Here is an 18087-nt window from a genome sequence, read left to right as displayed (position 1 = left end):
GGAGGGGCCGCGAAGCCTGGCGGACAAAACAGCGGAGGCGCTGCGGCACCCGGCAGCGGAGGCATCACGGGGCTTGGCGGAAGGCATGGCCGAGGTGCCGCAGGGCCTGGCGGCGAAGGGGCCACGGGGTCAGATGTCCGGAGCGTCGGCGGCGGAAGTGCCGGAGGCGGAGGGGCACTTGGCGGGGGAGGGGCCGCGAAGCCTGGCGGACAAAACAGCGGAGGCGCTGCGGCACCCGGCAGCGGAGGCATCACGGGGTCTGACGGCAGGCATGGCCGAGGTGCCGCAGGGCCTGGCGGCGAAGGGGCCACGGGGTCAGATGTCCGAAGCGTCGGCGGCAGAAGTGCCAGAGGCAGAGCGGCACTTGGCTGGCGAGAGGCCGCGAGGCCCGTCGGGCGAAACAGCGGAGGCGCAGCTGCACCCAGCAGCGGAGGCATCGCAGGGCCCGGCGGAAGAAACGCCGGAGGTGCTGCGGGGACCGGAGGCGGCGCAGAGCCCGGTGGGCGAAACGCCGGACGGGCCACGGGATTTGGCGGGGGAGGAGCGTCCCGCGGACGTAGTGCGGCGGGCGTTGCAGGCGGCCCGTGATCGCGGGGGCCAAGGGGTGGATGCGGAGGTTGCCCGGCCCTCGGAGTCTTCTCGTGCGCCCAGGTCTTCTCACGTACAGGGCGCGGACCGTACGGCAGTTGACAAGGCCTCCGAGCCCCACACCCGGCCGGGTGACGCGGCGCGGGCGGCGCTGCGACGGGCCGTCGCTGAGCGGCGCGCTGTCGGCGCCTCAGGGGAAGATGCCCACGCGCCGGGTGACGGTTCGGCCCAGGACGTGGTGGCGAGCAGCCCTGGCGGTGGCGCCGGACAAGGAACAGCGGACCGGCTGCGGGACCCGGTGCGGTCCGGGGCGGCCGTTCCGGACGCGGGAGTTGGTGAAACCGGCGAAGGTGAGGGCGGTGAGGTAGGGCGGTCCGGGGATGCGATGGGGGACGAGTCGGCCGGCCTTCAGCGCTCGGTCACTCTTCAGAGTTCGGTCACTCCTCAGGATCCGGCGGATGTCCAGGCGTCGGCGACCGTCCCGGACAGTGGTTCGGCACGGCCCGCGGATGCCGCGCGTGAGGCGTTGCGGGCGGCTCGTGGTGCGGCGCGGAAGGCTCGTGAGGACGTAGGGGGCGGGGGACGGGAGTCGGTACCTCGGTGGGGGCCTCGGGCGAGCGGCGCTTCCCGGGCCGAGGGGCGGAGTGGTGTGCGTGGGCGTGCCGGTGAGGTCGGAGCCCGTGAGCTACGGGACTTCCTCGCGGGAGCCTTCCGGTTGCCGGCCGAGGTGGAGCTGCCGACCGATGTGACACCGCTCGCCGACGAGACCGCGCCGGACAACGACCGCTCTGCACCGGGGAGTTCGCACTCCGAGGCGTTCACCCCGACGTCCGCCCCCACACCCGACCTCACCGAACACCCGTCACATCCATCGGCCACCTCGCCCGAGCCGACCCCCGCCGACCCGACCTCTCTCCAAAACTCCATCTCCATCTCCATCTCCAACCCCAACTCCACCGCCACCCCTGACTCCGACCTCACCCCCGCAACCCCCCGAACCCCCACCTCCATGGCCTCCCCCTCCCGAGACAGCGACCTCCGCCGCACCTTCCCCGCCTTCTCACCCCGCCCCTCGGACAGGGACGAAGACGGAGACGGCGGCGGAGCCGCCAACACCCGCTTCGCCGACACCTGGTGGGGCAACGCCTGGGTCACCGCGCTGGAAGAAGGCGCTCTGGATCCCAAGCGGCTTCTGCGGGGCCGGAGTTACGCGGAGAAGGGACACGTCGACGCGATCACCGTCACGCCGGGGCTCGTGCTCGGGTACGTGCAGGGCAGCCGCGCGCGGCCGTACCGCGTGCAGGTGCGGTTGCGGACGCTGGACGACGCCGACTGGGAGCGGTTCCTGGACGCCGCCGCCGACCGGCCCGGGCACATCGCCGCGCTGCTCGACAAGGAGATGCCCAAGTCCCTTGCCGAGTGCGGGGTTTCGTTGCTTCCGGGTCCCGGCGACCTCGCCCCGCAGTGCAGTTGCCCCGACTCGGGTCACCCCTGCAAGCACGCCGCCGCCCTCTGCTATCAGACCGCCCGCCTCCTCGACGCCGACCCCTTCGTCCTCCTCCTGCTCCGCGGCCGGGGCGAACGCCCGCTCCTCGACGCGCTGTCCCGCCGTAACGCGGCCCGTGCGGCCCGCGCCGCCCAGGAACAGGAACCGGCGCCCCTCCCCGGCGTAAGGGCCACGGATGTTCTCGTGGAGCGGGGGGACCGCCGACTGCCTCCGCTCCCGCCCCCGTTGCCCGTCCCGCCCCACCCCGAGCAGCCTCCCGTGTATCCGGCCGCGCCCGGCGGCCCCGACCCCTTCGCGCTCGACCAGTTGGCGACCGACGCCGCCGCCCGCGCGCACGCTCTGCTCAGCACCGGCCGGGACCCGGTGGGCGGCCTGACGCTGTGGCAGGACGCGGTACGGCTCGCGGCGGCCCGACCCGGTTCGGGGCTGACCGTCACCACCCGCGCCCTCTACGCCTCCCTCGCCAAGGCCGCCGCACGCACCACGGGCGAGCTGGCGCGCGCCGTCGCCGCCTGGCGGCAGGGCGGCATCGAGGGGCTCGCGGTGCTCGAAGAAGCCTGGGACCCACCGGCCGGCCGCTTCGACCGGGCCCGCCCGCTCCTCCTCGCCGCCGACCTCCCGGCCTTCCGCCCCTGGCGCAACCACCTCACCCACCCTCACGGCCACGTCCAACTCCGCCTGGGCCGCGACGGCTTGTGGTACGCCTACGAGTCCGAACCGGGCGACGAGGACTGGTGGCCCAGAGGCACCCCCGACCTGGACCCGGTCGGCGCACTCACGGGCCTGGGCGCACCCGGCGACCTCTGAGCGGCCAAGGTACGACCAAGGAACCGCCGAGGAACCGCGGAGCGTTCCAGCGTGTCCTTCGACACAGCTCCACCGGTAACCGGTGAAGGCGATGTGAGGGTTCCCCACGGATGTGTGCGAGCAGCGTGCGGAGACCGGGGGCCCCACAGCCGGACCGTAAGAAACGGCGGTTACGTTGGAGCGGTGAGCGACATGAAGACCCCCGCCCTGCAATACCGCTTCGACGGCCCCGAAGACGCGCCCGTTCTCATCCTGGGCCCGTCCCTCGGGACGACCTGGCACATGTTTGATCGCCAGGTGCCCGAGCTGGCGAAGCAGTGGCGGGTCTTCCGGTACGACCTGCCGGGCCACGGCGGCTCGCCCGCGCACCCGGCCGGCTCGGTCTCCGACCTGGCCGACCGCCTGCTGGCCACGCTCGACGCCCTCGGCGTGCAGCGCTTCGGCTACGCGGGCTGCGCGCTCGGCGGCGCCGTCGGCCTCGAACTGGTCCTGCGCCACCCTGAGCGCGTGGCCTCGCTGGCGCTGATCGCGGCCTCGCCCCGCTTCGGCACGGCGGACGAGTTCCGCCAGCGCGGCGTCATCGTACGGACGAACGGGCTCGACCCGATCGCCCGCACTTCGCCGGACCGCTGGTTCACCACCGGGTTCGCCGCCTCGCAGCCAGCGATCACCGAGTGGGCCGTCCAGATGGTGCGCACCACCGACCCCGGCTGCTACATCGCCGCGTGCGAGGCGCTGGCCGCGTTCGACGTACGGTCCGAACTCGGCCGCATCGGTGTGCCGACCCTCGTCCTCGTCGGCTCCGACGACCAGGTCACCGGCCCCGCCGAGGCCCGCACGCTGGTCGCCGGTATCCCGGACGCCCGCCTCGCCGTCGTACCCGGCGCCTCGCACCTGGTCCCGGTCGAGCAGCCCGCCGCCGTGACCGACCTCCTTGTCCGGCACTTCTCCACCGCCTGGCAGCCCGCCTACGAGCACTCCACCGGGCAGTTCGCCATCGCGGCGACCCCGGTCAAGCCGGTCCTCGCCCCGCCGCCGCAGCTCGCGCCGATCGCAGAGATCGCGCCGCCGCCCCCGGTACCGCCGCAGGTCATGGGCCGCCCGGACCCCTACGACGCCGGGATCAAGGTCCGCCGCGAGGTGCTCGGCGACGCGCATGTCGACCGGGCGCTGGCGCAGGCCGACGAGTTCTCCGGGGACTTCCAGGACTTCATCACCCGTTACGCGTGGGGCGAGATCTGGGACCGGCCCGGGCTCGACCGGCGCTCGCGCAGCTGTGTCACCCTCACCGCACTGGTCGCCGGAGGTCACCTGGACGAGCTGGCCTTCCACACCCGCGCGGCGCTGCGCAACGGCCTCACCCCGGTCGAGATCAAGGAAGTGCTGATGCAGGCCGCCGTGTACTGCGGGGTCCCGGCGGCGAACAGCGCCTTCAAGGTCGCCCAGCAGGTCATCCGCGAGGAGACGACCCCCACCGAGTGACCTCACGCAGTGATCTTCAGACGGGCACCGAAAGCACCAGCCTCACCCGCCCGTCCACCGTTCCGGCGCGGCAGGATGGACCCATGAAGCTCACGAAGAAGTCGCACGCCTGCATCCGTCTGGAGAAGGACGGCCGGACCCTCGTCATCGACCCGGGCACCTTCACCGAGGGGGATGCCGCGGTCGGCGCGGAGGCGATCCTGGTCACCCACGAACACGCCGACCACTTCAACGAGGACCGGCTGCGGGCCGGCCTGGAGGCCAACCCGGCGGCCGAGATCTGGACGCTGAAGTCGGTCGCGGACCAGCTCTCCACCGCGTTCCCGGGCCGCGTGCACACGGTCGGCCACGGCGACACCTTCACGGCGGCGGGCTTCGACGTCCAGGTGCACGGCGAACTGCACGCCGTGATCCACCCGGACATCCCGCGCATCACGAACGTCGGCTTCCTCGTCGACGGCGGCCGCGTCTTCCACCCGGGCGACGCCCTCACCGTCCCCGACCACACCGTAGAGACCCTGATGCTCCCGGTCATGGCCCCCTGGAGCAAGATCTCCGAGGTCATCGACTACGTCCGCGAGGTCAAGCCGCAGCGCGCCTACGACATCCACGACGCCCTGCTCACCGACCTCGCCCGGCCGATCTACGACATGCAGATCGGCGCGCTCGGCGGCGCGGAGCACCTGCGGCTGGCGCCCGGTGAGGCGGCGGACCTGTGAGTGTCAGACCCGCCCGGTAGGTTGTGGGGCATGCGCATCGCGACCTGGAACGTGAACTCGATCACCGCCCGTCTGCCGAGGCTCCTGGCCTGGCTGGAGAGCAGCGGCACCGACGTGCTGTGCCTCCAGGAGGCCAAGCTGGCCGAGGCGCAGTTCCCGTTCGACGCGCTGCGCGAGGCGGGCTACGAGGCGGCGGTCAACGCGACCGGGCGGTGGAACGGGGTGGCGGTGCTCTCCCGGGTAGGGCTCGACGACGTGGGCAAGGGCCTCCCCGGAGACCCCGGTTACGACGGCACCGAGGAGCCCCGCGCCGTCGCGGCGACCTGCGGCCCGGTCCGCGTCTGGTCGGTGTACGTGCCGAACGGCCGCGAGGTGGACCACCCCCACTACGCGTACAAGCTCCAGTGGTTCGAGGCCCTCAGGGCGGCCGTAGCCGACGACGCGCAGGGCACCCGCCCCTTTGCGGTGCTGGGCGACTACAACGTGGCACCGACGGACGACGACGTCTTCGACGTGGCCGCCTTCGAGGGCCTCACCCATGTCACCCCCGCCGAGCGCGCCGCCCTGACCGCCCTGCGCGACGCGGGCCTGTCCGACGTGGTCCCCCGCCCCCTCAAGTACGACCACCCGTACACCTATTGGGACTACCGCCAGCTCGCCTTCCCGAAGAACCGCGGCATGCGCATCGACCTGGTCTACGGCAACGAACCGTTCGCGAAGGCCGTCACCGACTCCTACGTCGACCGCGAGGAGCGCAAGGGCAAGGGCGCCTCGGACCACGCGCCCGTGGTCGTCGACCTGGACGTCTGACCCGAACTCCGAAGAGCCCGCCCGCTGTTCAGCGCAGCGACGCGAACCACCGCACCACAGCCGCCGTCGCCGCCCGCTGGGACCCCAGGTGGCGGGAGCCACCGTAGTCCGGAGTGCCGAGGTCGACCAGCGGGACCTCGACACCCCGGGCGCGGAACGAGGCCTGGCAGTGCTCGCTGTTCCCGTTCACGGCCTGCTCGTCGCCCTCGGCGTAGTACAACCGCACCGGCGCCCGGGGCGTCCAGCCGGTGCACACCCCGTCGGTGACGCGCAGCGCGGCGGCCAGTCCGCCCGTCGGATGCGCGAGCAGCGCCCGCCCGTGCGCCGTGAGCAGCTCGTCCACGGTGTCCGGGGTCCTGGCCATCACCTCCTGCCCGGTGTGCGTGCCGTCCAACAGGCCCTCGATCGTGCGGGAGTACGGCGCCCGGAAGACCTCGCCGGGGCTGTCGTAGACGTGGTGGAGCCGGTTGAAGGAGGCGAGGGCCAGCGCGGTGTAGATGACGCCGTCCTTCGGGTCCGCGCGCCCGTCCAGCAGGGCGGGCAGCGCGACGTCCCGGAAGGCGTACGCGCCGCTGACCGGTGCCAGCGCCGCCGCTCGGAAGCGCGGATCGGCCCCTTCCTGCAGGGCCCGCGCCAGTCCGAGCGCCGCCGAAGCCCCTTGTGAAAAGCCGGTGATGAGGACGTCCCGCCCCAACTGCCGCCCCACGACGGGTGCGTAGGAGTGCGCGGCCCGCAGCAGGTCCAGCGCGGTGGTCGTCTCGGAGGGCACGTCCATCCACTGCTGCCGACCGGGGCCGAGGCCGAGGCCCAGGTAGTCCGGGAGGACGACGGCGAAGCCCGCCGACGCGTAGGTCAGCGCGGGTGCCTGGCTCCACACCTCGGTCGACACCGAGGCCACATCGTCCTTGAAGAGTTCGGTGCCGTGCGTGAACGAGACGGTGCGCAGCCGCCGTTCACCATTGCGCGGGAACGCGAGCAGCCCGCTGGCGGTGGTGCGGCGGCCCTTCGGGTCCACCGTGCGATACACCACCCGGTAGGTGTCGACGCCGTAGCGGACCGCCCCGGCGTCCCAGGCCCCGTCCTCGTCGCCTCTCAACTCGGCGGCCACCTCCCGCGCGGACAGCGTCCGCAGATGCACCACCGACACCAGCCGCCCCCGCGCCGTATCGGGCACTCCGTGCGCCGACGCGGCCGGAACGGCCCCCGCCCCCACGGCCCCCGCGGACACCGAACCGCTCACCACCAGGGCGACGGTCACCGACGGCAGCACCATCAACTTGCCTGTCCGATTCATACTGCGACCGTACGAAGCGGACATCGCGCCCACCATCCGGCCAACCCGCCCTCGGCAGAAGGGTTTTCCCCCTTCAGGGCCGGGGGCTGACACGCCACTCGCGACGCCCTGTGGTGCGTACGGCGGTACGAATGACACGCTGGGAGTATGAACATCCCTTTCCTGGGCAACCGGGGCGAGAAGCGCGCCGCGCACGACCCCGAGGGCATCGCCGAACCGCTGTCCGAGTGCGAACTGCTCCGTTCCCACGCGGCCCGGGAGGGAGTCCAACTCGACGACTCCGTGGGCTCGTTGGAGGCACTCGACCAACTGGTGCCCCGTTGGCGGGACGACGAGGAGACCTTGTCCTGGCTCGGCAACGACGCCGGTCTGTATCTGGGGACGGTGATCGTGCGCACGGTGCCCGGCGCGGCCTGGGCGATCTGGCCGAACGGCCAGCCCGTCGTACGGCTCGAATCCGGGCGCGAGTTCGACGTCGTGGCCTCCGGACACGAGTGGGCCGCCAGCGGTGTGCCCGAACTCTCACAGCTGTACGCCGAGGTCGCGGAAGAGTAACGGCGGGCTTAAATACGGCTAATGCCCGAAAAGTGCGTGTCGTGCCTTAACTCCACTCTTGTCTGGATAGTTTGCGGCGACCACGACACAGCTGAGAGTGAGTAGGGCTGGGCATGGCCGTCGATCCGTTGATCGAACTGCGGGACGTCAACAAGTACTACGGGGAGCTGCATGTCCTCCAGGACATCAACCTCACCGTCGGCAAGGGGGAGGTGGTCGTGGTCATCGGCCCTTCGGGGTCGGGGAAGTCGACGCTGTGCCGGGCGATCAACCGGCTGGAGACCATCGAGTCCGGGACCATCGAGCTCGACGGGCAGCCGCTGCCCGAGGAGGGCAAGGCCCTCGCGAAGCTCCGCGCCGAAGTCGGCATGGTCTTCCAGTCCTTCAACCTGTTCGCCCACAAGACGGTCCTGCAGAACGTCTCGCTGGCGCAGATCAAAGTCCGCAAGCGGGGGCGCGAGGACGCGGACAAACGGTCGATGGAGCTCCTCGACCGCGTGGGACTCGCCAACCAGGCGCCCAAGTTCCCCGCGCAGCTCTCCGGCGGCCAGCAGCAGCGCGTGGCCATCGCCCGCGCCCTCGCCATGGAACCCAAGGCCCTCCTCTTCGACGAGCCGACCTCGGCCCTCGACCCGGAGATGATCAACGAGGTCCTCGAGGTCATGCGCCAACTCGCCCACGACGGCATGACCATGGTCGTCGTCACCCACGAGATGGGCTTCGCCCGCTCCGCCGCCAACCGCGTCGTGTTCATGGCCGACGGCCGCATCGTCGAGGACCGCACCCCCGAGGAGTTCTTCACCAACCCGCGCAGCGACCGGGCCAAGGACTTCCTGTCCAAGATCCTCAAGCATTGAGCGGGGGAGTGCGATCCATGTTCCGTACGACCCGTGCGTCCCTCGCCGTCGCCGTGCTCGCCGTGCTGTGCGCGAGCGCCTGCGGCAAGGAGGGCAGCCCGCCCGTCAAGGGCCCGGCCGCCGAGAAGCTCCCCAACTACCAAGTGGCGCAAGGCTTTCAGCTTCCCGACTCCAAGACCTGGAAGCGGGCGAAGAAGCGTGGCTACTTCAATGTCGGCGCCAAGGAGGACCAGCCCTACCTCGGCGAGAAGGACCCCGCGACCGGCACCTACTCCGGCTTCGACATCGAGATCGCCAAGATGATGTCGGCCTCCCTCGGCTTCGCCCCGAAGACGATCCACTTCAGGACGATCGCCTCCGCCAACCGCGAAACCGCCCTGCAGAACGGCCAGATCGACTACTACGTCGGCACCTACACCATCAACGACATGCGCAAGAAACTCGTCGGCTTCGCCGGCCCCTACTACATGGCCGGCCAGTCGCTCCTCGTCCGCACCGACGAGCACGACATCCACGGCCCGCAGGACCTCGCCGGCAAACGCGTCTGCTCGGCGGCCGGCTCCACGCCGTACCAGCGCATCAAGGACGACTACCCGAAGGCCCAACTCGTCGCCTACGACACGTACTCGGTCTGTGTCGACAACCTGCTCACCTATCAGGTCGCCGCCGTCACCACCGACGACGCGATCCTCATCGGCTACGCGGCGAAGGTCCCCGACCAGCTCAAGGTCGTCGGCAAACCCTTCTCGAAGGAGCCGTACGGCATCGGTGTCCCGCACGGCGACAACGCCCTGCGGTTCGCCCTCGACGACGCGTTGGAGGCCCGTGAGAAGAACGGCGACTGGAAGAAGGCGTACGAGGCGACGCTCGGCCTGTCCGGAGTCCCCGCGCCCACCCCGCCCGCGATCGACCGCTACCCGGCGAGCTGAGGGAGGCAGATGTGAACGTACTGACAGACAACTTCTCCACCTTCGGTGACGGCTTCCTCGGCACCGTCGAACTGACCGTCTACGCATCGGTGTTGGCGCTCGTCCTCGGTTTCCTCGTGGCCTCCTTCCGGGTCGCTCCGGTCGGCTCGCTGCGGGTGTTCGGCACGGTGTGGGTGACCGTGCTGCGCAACACCCCGCTGACCCTGCTGTTCTTCGCGGTGCTGCTCGGCCTGCCGCGCTTCGGACTCGTGCTGCCCTTCAAGGTGTTCGCGGTCCTGGCGCTCGGCTGCTACACCTCGGCGTTCATCTGCGAGGCGCTGCGCTCCGGCATCAACACCGTGCCCAGGGGCCAGGGGGAGGCGGCCCGCAGTCTCGGGATGTCCTTCGGGCAGAGCCTGGGCCTGGTCGTCCTGCCGCAGGCGTTCCGCTCGGTGATCCCGCCGGTCGGCTCCACGCTCATCGCCCTGGCCAAGAACTCGGCGATCGCCGGCGCGTTCAGCGTCACCGAACTCCTCGGCACCTACCGGACGTTGAGCGAACTCGGCTACAACATCGTCTGGACGTTCGTCTGGATCGCCGTCGGCTACCTGATCATCACCCTCGCCATCAGCGCGCTGTTCAACGTGCTGGAGCGGAAGTGGGGAGTCGCCCGATGACCACCGCCAACGCCCTCTACGACGTCCCCGGCCCCAAGACCCGTCAACGGCACCGCCTTTACGGCATCGCGTCCACGGTCGTCATCCTCGCGCTGATCGGCTGGATCCTCTATCTCCTGTTCGACACCGACCAGTTCACGTACACGAAGTGGATGCCCTTCGAGTACAAGGGAATTCAGGAACTGCTGCTGCGCGGCCTCGGCAACACGCTCAAGGCCTTCGGGCTGGCAGCCGTACTGTCACTGGCACTTGGGACCCTGCTCGCCGTGGGGCGGCTCTCGGACCACCGGCCGGTGCGCTGGCTGTCCACGGTTGTCGTGGAGTTCTTCCGCGCCATGCCCGTCCTCGTGATGATCTTCTTCATCTTCGTGGCGCTCAAGGTCCAGCCGCTGCCCGCACTCGTCGCGGGCCTCACGCTCTACAACGGCTCGGTGCTCGCCGAGGTCTTCCGCTCCGGCGTCAACAGCGTCGAACGCGGCCAGCGGGAGGCCGCGTTCGCGCTCGGCATGCGCAAGGTCCACGTCATGTCGTACGTCCTTGTCCCGCAGGCCGTACGGGCCATGCTGCCCGCGATCATCAGCCAGTTGGTGGTCGCGCTGAAGGACACCTCGCTGGGCTATCTGATCACCTATGAGGAGTTTCTCCATGCCGGGAAGCTGATCGCGTCGAACCTCGACTACGATTTGCCGTTCATCCCTGTGGTGATGGTGATCTCGCCGATCTACATCGGGATGTGCATGCTGCTCTCCTGGTTCGCCGGTTGGGTGTCCCGCCGGGAGCAGCGCAGTCCCAAGACCGGGGCCGTGGATGTGGCCCCGGCGGAACCAGGGACGCTGCTGCCGCGGGTGCAGTAGTAGAGAGGGCACCTGCCCGTCCGGCGGCAGCCGGAGATCACTGCTCGCGCAGCGGGATCGACACGTACGACGGGTCGTTCGCGGGCGAGGAGAAGGTCAGCTGCGCGCCGGTCGGGTTGTGCTCGATGTAGAGCGGGTCGACCGTGTCGACGACCAGGGCGAGATGATGCCCTGCCGGGACGTCGTAGGCCGTGGAGAACAACTCCAGGTCCACACCGAACGGTTGGCCGGGCTGCTGCCCGTGCCAGGTGTACGGCGCGTTGCTGACCAGCTTGCCGAGGCCGAGCGGGCCCACGTCGTAGAGGTACGCGACGAGGGTGCCGCTCTCCTTGGTGTCCGTGACCGTGGTGTGCAACTTCACTGTGCCGCGCACCTGTTGGGCGCTCGCGTACTTCGCCGACTGCCATACGGCGGCCCAACGGCGCGGGAGCAGCGGGACGTACGCGACCGGGGGCACCTGCGCGACCTGGTCGAGGATGCTGGACAGGAAGACGATCCCGCCGTCCGCGCCCGAGTCGACGTTGGTGTGGATGGTGGTCGTGCCCGCGAGGTCGATCTTCTTCCGGGTCGCGCCGACCGACTTCCAGTCCGGATAGCCCTCGTAGCCGCCTGCCGTACGGGACTTGAGCTCCACCGGCTGCTCGCGGTTGATGCCGTTGTCGTCGCCCTTGAGGTAGTGGTCGAACCAGCGCTCGGTGTCCGTCCACACGTCGTTGGGCAGCCCGAACAGACCGGTCAACTCAGCGGTGGCGTGATCGCCGGGGCGGAGTTCGAGCCGCTTGGGGCCGGTCAACTTGCCGTAGAAATCGGCGATTTGGTTGGGCGGGAAGATCGTGTCGCCCCAGGCGTTGGCGAGCATGATCGCCGCGCCGTTCTTGTTGATCTGGTCGAGGTAGGTCGCGGCGGAACGCTCCTTCCCCCAGTCGATCAACTCCTGTTCCTTGGACAGGTCGGAGGCGAAGAAGTCTTTGAAGACCTGGCTCGTCTCCGCGCTCGGGCGGCCGGTCACGAGGCCGACGCCGTCCAGCAGGGCGGTCGCCTGGGAGTGTTCGGTGCGGCCCGAGTAGATCGAGTCGATCAGGTCCGCCCAGCCGCTCAGCGAGGCAACTGCCTTGATCCGCTTGTCGTGTGCGGCCGCGAGGAGACTGATGCCGGCGCCGTACGACACGCCCGCCATGCCGATGTGCCCCGCGTCGGACGGGGTGTTGGCGAGCGCCCAGTCGATCACCTTGGACGCGTCGGCCACGTCCTTCGGGCCCGCCACCTCTATCCCGCCGCCGGACTGCCAGAAGCCGCGGACGTTGTAACTCACCACGACATAGCCGGAGTTCGCGAGTTTCTCGGCCTGGGCCAGGTACTGGACCTGCGGGAATCCCCAGCTCGTGGGCAGCACGAGGAGCGGGTAGTCGTGCGAGCCGTCCGCGCCAGCGGGCGTGACGACGTTCGCCGCGAGCTTCGTACCGCCGTCGCCGGTGATGTCGACGAACCGGACGCCGTTCGTGGCGGCCTGCGCGGCGGGGGCGAACCCGAGAACGCCTCCGGCGATCAGGGTCGCGGAGACGGCGCCCACCGCGGTCGTACGCAGGGCCTGGCGATGGGTTCGCACGGGTCACTCCTCACACGTGTCACTGCAAAGTGACCCGACGGTAACCGCGCCTCCCTACCTTGGGTAACCCGTCAGTAAGTTACGTACCAGTAAAGATTGTTGACATGTGTGCGACCTCAGGAGGCGCGGTGTGTGCTGCGTGGAGCCGGTGCGGGCAGCGGGGTCTCCGCGGCCCGTGTCACGTCCGCGACCAGCTCCACCACATCGGGGCCGTACGCCTGTGAGTTGACCACCTTCAGCAGCAGGACGAAGGTGTTGCCGCCGTGTTTGCGGGCCAACTTCTCATGGTTGCGGGCGAGATAGCGGGACGCCGCCTGGTTGGTGATCGCGCGCTGACCGCAGAAGAGGAACACCGGCCGCGCGCCGCCCAGTTGGCCGGCGGTGAGGCGGGCGAGGAGGACGTACTCGCCCTTGCCGGGCTCAAGTCGGTAGCGCTCGCTGCCTATTTGGAACGCGCCCCGGTCCGGTCCCGGTTCGGGGTCGACGTTGACGCGGATGCCCGGGAGCAGGGACGCCAGATGCGCGGCCATGCGGCGGTTGGAGGACGGGCCGCCCACACAGAACTCGGTGCGTTCGCCGAAGCCCTGCTGGGCCGCGTCGTGCGCGACGACCTGGGCGTGCGCGTTGCAGTCCTTGATCAGGGCGGCGAGTTCGAGCAGCGCGAACACGTCGTGCCGCATCACCGAGAGTTCGGCGCCGCCCGCCTCGCGGTTCACCACGAGCAGCGACTCGGAGTTGTCGGGCAGCCCGAAGAACGCCTGCTTGCGCCGGAGTTTGCGCTTCCACAGGTAGGTGCGGGCGAGCCAGCCGAGCGCGGCGCTGATGCCCGCGGCGGCCAGGCCCAGAACGATGTTGCGCACGTCGTCATTCATGGGCGCGCATGTTAGCGGCCCAGCATGGCCGGTACGTACCGGTGTTCGACGTGTGGCACTCGTGTGACAGTGGCGCGAGGTGGTCTGTTGGGGTCATGGCAATGTGGCTACGCTGCGCGGACGGTCCTGACTGGAGGTACGGATGCGTCGCCCTGTCGCACGGAAACTGTCGGTCCTGGCGGTGTCGGCCGCCATGGTGTCGGTCGGGGCGGCGGCCCCACCGGCCGCAACGAGCAGCACACCGACGAAGGTTCCGGTCGCGGTCGGCTACGGCGGCGCGGTCGCGAGCGTCGACGCGGACGCCACCGCCGCCGGCATCGAGGTCCTGAAGAAGGGCGGCAACGCGGTCGACGCGGCCGTCGCCACAGCCGCCGCGCTCGGCGTCACCGAGCCCTACTCCTCCGGCATCGGCGGAGGCGGCTACTTCGTCTACTACGACGCCAAGTCCCGTACGGTGCACACCATCGACGGCCGCGAGACCGCGCCGCTGAGCGCCGACTCCAACCTGTTCGTGGAGAACGGCAAGGCCCTCTCCTTCGCCGACGCCGTCACCAGCGGCCTCAGCGTCGGCACCCCGGGCTCGCCCGCCACCTGGCAGACGGCGCTCGACCAGTGGGGCAGCGAGAAGCTCGGCACCGTCCTGAAACCCGCCGAGCGGATCGCGAGCGACGGCTTCACGGTCGACGACACCTTCCGCAGCCAGACGGCGTCCAACGAGACCCGCTTCCGCTACTTCCCCGACACGGCCAAGCTGTTCCTGCCGGGTGGCGCGTTGCCGGTCGTCGGCTCCACCTTCAAGAACCCCGAACTCGCCAAGACCTACAAGGAGTTGGGCAAGAAGGGGATGGGTGCGATCTACCACGGCGACCTCGGCAAGGACATCCTCGCCACGGTCAACCAGCCGAAGGTGGACCCGAGTTCGGGCTACAACGCCCGCCCGGGCAAGCTGACCGCCAAGGACCTCGCCGTGTACCGCGCCAAGCTCCAGGCGCCCACGAAGACCTCGTACCGCGGACTCGGTGTCTACTCCATCGCGCCCTCCTCCTCCGGCGGCACGACCGTCGGCGAGGCCCTCAACATCCTTGAGAAGACGGACCTTTCGAAGGCAAGCGAGGTCCAGTACCTGCACCACTACATCGAGGCCAGCCGGATCGCGTTCGCGGACCGGGGGCGCTGGGTCGGCGACCCCGCCTTCGAGGACGTACCGACGAAGGAACTCCTCTCGCAGAAGTTCGCCGACTCGCGCGCGTGCCTCATCAAGGACGACGCGGTGCTCACCAGCCCGCTGGCGCCGGCCGATCCGCGCGACCCGACGCCCTGCACCGCCAAGGGGACGGCCGCGCCGACGACGTACGAGGGCGAGAACACCACGCACCTCACGGTCGCCGACAAGTGGGGCAACGTCGTGTCCTACACGCTCACCATCGAGCAGACCGGCGGCAGCGCGATGACCGTGCCGGGCCGGGGTTTCCTGCTCAACAACGAGCTGACCGACTTCTCCTTCACCCCGGCCAACCCGGCCGTCCATGACCCGAACCTGCCGGGTCCGGGCAAGCGGCCGCGGTCGTCGATCTCCCCGACGATCGTTCTCGACAAGCACAACAAGCCTGTGGTGGCGCTGGGTTCGCCCGGTGGCGCGACGATCATCACGACCGTGTTGCAGACCCTCACGGAGTTTCTCGACCGGGGGCTGCCGCTGGTGGACGCGATCGCGGCGCCTCGTGCCAGTCAGCGGAACGCGGCCACGACTGAGCTTGAACCCGCGCTCTACAACAGTGACTTGAAGACTCAGCTGCAAGCTATCGGGCACGCCTTTACTTTGAACCCGGAGATTGGTGCGGCGACCGGTGTGCAGCGGCTGCCTGGTGGGAAGTGGTTGGCGGCCGCGGAGAAGGTGCGGCGGGGTGGTGGGTCCGCGCAGGTGGTGGATCCTGCTCCGTAGTACGCGGTCTGCGGGGGCGTGGGGGCTGGTCGCGCAGTTCCCCGCGCCCCTTAAAGGGCGCCTCAGTGAGCGGTGCTTGACTGGTTCTGGCTGTTGAACACCAAGCGATTGCCCTCCACGTCTACCGTCACCTGGCCGCCCTCCGTGATCCTGCCGTCGAGAAGCAGACGCGACAACTGGTTGTCGACCTCGCGCTGGATGGTGCGGCGGAGCGGGCGGGCGCCGTACTCGGGTTGGTAGCCCTGGCGGGAGAGCCAGTCGACGGCCGGGGCCGTGAACTCGACCGTGATGCCCTGGGCGTGCAGGAGGCGGCGGGTGTGTTCCAGCAACAGGCCGGTGATCAGGCGGAGTTGCTCGGCGGTCAGTTGGCGGAAGACGACGATCTCGTCGATGCGGTTGAGGAACTCCGGGCGGAAGTGCTCCCGCAGGGGTCGCAGGATCTGTTCGCGCCGGGCCTCCTCGTCCGCGTCGGCGCCGCCCGGGCCGAAGCCGATACCGGCGCCGCGCCGGGTGATCGCCTCGGAGCCGAGGTTGCTCGTCATCACGATCACCGTGTTGGTGAAGTCGACCGTGCGGCCCTGGGAATCGGTCAACCGGCCGTCGTCCAGGACCTGGAGCAGGATGTTGAAGACGTCCGGGTGTGCCTTCTCGACCTCGTCGAGCAGGAGCAGCGAGTACGGGTGTCGGCGTACGACCTCGGTGAGTTGGCCCGCCTCCTCGTGGCCGACGTAGCCGGGCGGGGCGCCGACGAGACGGCTGACCGTGTGGCGTTCCTGGTACTCGCTCATGTCCAGGCGGACCATCCGGTCCTCGCTGCCGAACAACGCCTCGGCGAGCGCGCGGGCAAGTTCCGTCTTGCCGACGCCGGTTGGGCCCAGGAACAGGAAGCTGCCGATCGGCCGGTCGGGGCTCGCCAGGCCGGCGCGGGAGCGCAGCACCGCGTCCGATACGACCCGTACCGCCTCCTCCTGGCCGACGACCCGCCGGTGCAGATGCTCCTCCAGGCCGAGCAGCCGGTCCTTCTCCTCCGCCGTGAGACTGCTCACCGGGATACCGGTCTGGCGGGACACGACCTCGGCGATCGCCTCGCCGGTGACCTCCAGGTTCTGTCCCTCGTCGCCCTGGTCCTCGCCGCCGGCCTCGGCCAGCCGTACCTTCAACTCGGCGATTCGGTCACGGAGTTGCGTCGCCTTCTCGTAGTCCTCGTCGGCCGCCGCCTGGTCCTTGTCCCGGGCGAGCTGCTCCATCTCGCGCTCCAGCGCCCGTACGTCCGTGCCCTTCGTGCGCGCCCGCAGCCGTACCCGCGCACCCGCCTGGTCGACCAGGTCGATCGCCTTGTCGGGGAGACGGCGGTCGGTGAGATAGCGGTCCGAGAGCTCTACGGCGGCCACCAACGCCTCGTCCGTGTACCGGACTTGGTGGTGCGCCTCGTAGCGGTCGCGCAGGCCGCGCAGGATCTCGATCGCGTCCGGGACGGTCGGTTCGGGCACGAGGATCGGCTGGAACCTGCGGGCCAGCGCCGCGTCCTTCTCGATCCGGCGGTACTCCTCCAGGGTCGTAGCGCCCACGATGTGCAACTCGCCGCGCGCCAGGGCCGGTTTGAGGATGTTGCCGGCGTCCATGGAGCCGCCCTCGCCGCCACCGCCCGCGCCGACCACGGTGTGCAACTCGTCGATGAACACGATGAGTTCGTCCGAGTGGGCGCGGATCTCGCCGACGATGTTCGTCAGCCGTTCCTCGAAGTCGCCGCGGAAGCGGGTGCCCGCGACGACGCCGGTCAGGTCGAGGGCGACCACGCGGCGGCCGACCAGTACGTCCGGGACATCGCCGTCGGTGATGCGCTGGGCGAGGCCCTCCAGGATCGCGGTCTTGCCTACGCCCGCGTCGCCGATCAGCACCGGGTTGTTCTTGCCGCGCCGGGAGAGCACCTCGATGGTCTGCTCGATCTCCTCGTCGCGGCCGATCACCGGGTCGATACGGCCGTGGCGGGCCAGGTCGGTGAGGTCGCGGCTGTACTTGTCGAGGGTGGGGGTGGTGGTGGGGCGTGGCTGGTCGGGGTGGGTGGTCTGGGTGCCGTCCGGGGTCTCGGGTGGCAGGCCTGTGGGGGCGTAGCGGGCCGCGTTCAGGATGTGGCCGGCGGCGGAGTCCGGGTTCGCGGCGAGCGCGCCGAGGACGTGTTCGGGGCCGATGTATCCGGTGCCGCCCGCTCTTGCCAGGTCGTGGGCGTCCAGGAGGGCGCGTTTGACGGCTGGGGTGAGGGAGAGGGCGGTGCCCTCCGGGGGTTGGACCGGTCCTGAGCGCTCGTCGATCTCCGCGGCGAGGGAGTCGGGGTCTGCGCCTGCCCGCGTGAGGAGGCCGCGGGTGGGCTCCGCGGAGAGGGCGGCGCGGAGGAGGTGCTGGGTGTCGAGGTCGTGGCTGCCGTGTTCTGCGGCGTACTGGGCGGCGCCTCGGACGAGGTCCCTGGCCGGTTGGCTCAGCAGGCGGCCGATGTCTATGTGCCGTGGGCCAAGGGGGGCTGCTCCGCCGAAGAAGCGGGCCAGGAACTCGCCGAAGGGGTCGTTTTCGGGGTCTGTGTAGCCGCTGGTCATCAATCCACCATGGCACGGGGC

The 18087-nt window shown here is 70.2% G+C and carries 14 protein-coding genes; 10 read left to right on the top strand and 4 right to left on the bottom strand.

Features of this window, described 5'->3' with window-relative positions:
• Positions 1-1237: 1237 nt before the first annotated feature.
• From OO69_RS06550 to OO69_RS06535, 4 genes are all read left to right on the top strand, one after another.
• Positions 1238-2902, top strand: coding sequence for an SWIM zinc finger family protein (locus OO69_RS06550; protein WP_051800802.1), 1665 nt, complete (start codon positions 1238-1240; stop codon positions 2900-2902).
• A 192-nt stretch (positions 2903-3094) separates the two neighbouring features.
• A complete protein-coding gene (pcaC, locus tag OO69_RS06545; protein WP_420707854.1) occupies positions 3095-4384 on the top strand; it encodes a 4-carboxymuconolactone decarboxylase in 1290 nt (429 codons plus the stop codon).
• An 83-nt stretch (positions 4385-4467) separates the two neighbouring features.
• The gene (locus tag OO69_RS06540; protein WP_033279438.1) at positions 4468-5103 is read left to right on the top strand and encodes an MBL fold metallo-hydrolase; all 636 of its coding nucleotides are present in this window, start codon (positions 4468-4470) and stop codon (positions 5101-5103) included.
• A 30-nt stretch (positions 5104-5133) separates the two neighbouring features.
• Positions 5134-5913, top strand: a complete 780-nt coding sequence (locus OO69_RS06535; protein WP_033279437.1) for an exodeoxyribonuclease III — start codon at positions 5134-5136, stop codon at positions 5911-5913.
• Between the two features lie 28 nt (positions 5914-5941).
• On the opposite strand, the gene OO69_RS06530 is transcribed toward OO69_RS06535, so the two are convergent.
• On the bottom strand, positions 5942-7207 hold the full coding sequence (locus tag OO69_RS06530; RefSeq protein ID WP_234444351.1) for a lipase family protein: 1266 nt from the start codon (positions 7205-7207) through the stop codon (positions 5942-5944).
• Between the two features lie 147 nt (positions 7208-7354).
• Here OO69_RS06530 and OO69_RS06525 point away from each other — a divergent pair, with 147 nt between their 5' ends.
• The 5 genes from OO69_RS06525 (at position 7355) to OO69_RS06505 (ending at position 11058) form a co-directional block, all read left to right on the top strand.
• A complete protein-coding gene (locus tag OO69_RS06525) occupies positions 7355-7762 on the top strand; it encodes a DUF6278 family protein (RefSeq protein WP_033279435.1) in 408 nt (135 codons plus the stop codon).
• 113 nt (positions 7763-7875) lie between these two features.
• Positions 7876-8619 (top strand): amino acid ABC transporter ATP-binding protein, encoded by a 744-nt coding sequence (locus tag OO69_RS06520; RefSeq protein WP_033279434.1) that lies wholly within the window; start codon positions 7876-7878, stop codon positions 8617-8619.
• Between the two features lie 17 nt (positions 8620-8636).
• Complete coding sequence (locus OO69_RS06515; protein WP_033279433.1) at positions 8637-9548, top strand: glutamate ABC transporter substrate-binding protein; 912 nt, start codon at positions 8637-8639, stop codon at positions 9546-9548.
• Between the two features lie 11 nt (positions 9549-9559).
• Complete coding sequence (locus tag OO69_RS06510) at positions 9560-10204, top strand: amino acid ABC transporter permease (protein ID WP_033279432.1); 645 nt, start codon at positions 9560-9562, stop codon at positions 10202-10204.
• Positions 10201-11058: an amino acid ABC transporter permease gene (locus OO69_RS06505; protein ID WP_033279431.1), complete on the top strand. Its 858-nt coding sequence runs from the start codon at positions 10201-10203 to the stop codon at positions 11056-11058. Before OO69_RS06510 ends, OO69_RS06505 begins: the two co-directional genes overlap by 4 nt.
• A gap of 37 nt (positions 11059-11095) precedes the next feature.
• Here OO69_RS06505 and OO69_RS06500 read toward each other — a convergent pair whose 3' ends face one another.
• Together OO69_RS06500 and OO69_RS06495 are read right to left on the bottom strand one after the other, a co-directional pair.
• The gene (locus OO69_RS06500; RefSeq protein WP_033279430.1) at positions 11096-12664 is read right to left on the bottom strand and encodes a CocE/NonD family hydrolase; all 1569 of its coding nucleotides are present in this window, start codon (positions 12662-12664) and stop codon (positions 11096-11098) included.
• Positions 12665-12780: 116 nt separating this feature from the next.
• The gene (locus OO69_RS06495) at positions 12781-13536 is read right to left on the bottom strand and encodes a hypothetical protein (RefSeq protein ID WP_199810893.1); all 756 of its coding nucleotides are present in this window, start codon (positions 13534-13536) and stop codon (positions 12781-12783) included.
• Positions 13537-13678: 142 nt separating this feature from the next.
• Here OO69_RS06495 and ggt point away from each other — a divergent pair, with 142 nt between their 5' ends.
• Positions 13679-15478, top strand: a complete 1800-nt coding sequence (gene ggt, locus OO69_RS06490) for a gamma-glutamyltransferase (RefSeq protein ID WP_199810892.1) — start codon at positions 13679-13681, stop codon at positions 15476-15478.
• Between the two features lie 62 nt (positions 15479-15540).
• Here ggt and OO69_RS06485 read toward each other — a convergent pair whose 3' ends face one another.
• The gene (locus tag OO69_RS06485; protein WP_033279428.1) at positions 15541-18066 is read right to left on the bottom strand and encodes an ATP-dependent Clp protease ATP-binding subunit; all 2526 of its coding nucleotides are present in this window, start codon (positions 18064-18066) and stop codon (positions 15541-15543) included.
• Positions 18067-18087 lie beyond the last annotated feature (21 nt).

Source organism: Streptomyces sp. NRRL F-525, assembly GCF_000716605.1.
In the GTDB taxonomy this organism is placed as follows: Bacteria; Actinomycetota; Actinomycetes; order Streptomycetales; family Streptomycetaceae; genus Streptomyces.
This window is presented reverse-complemented; position numbering and strand designations above follow the sequence as displayed.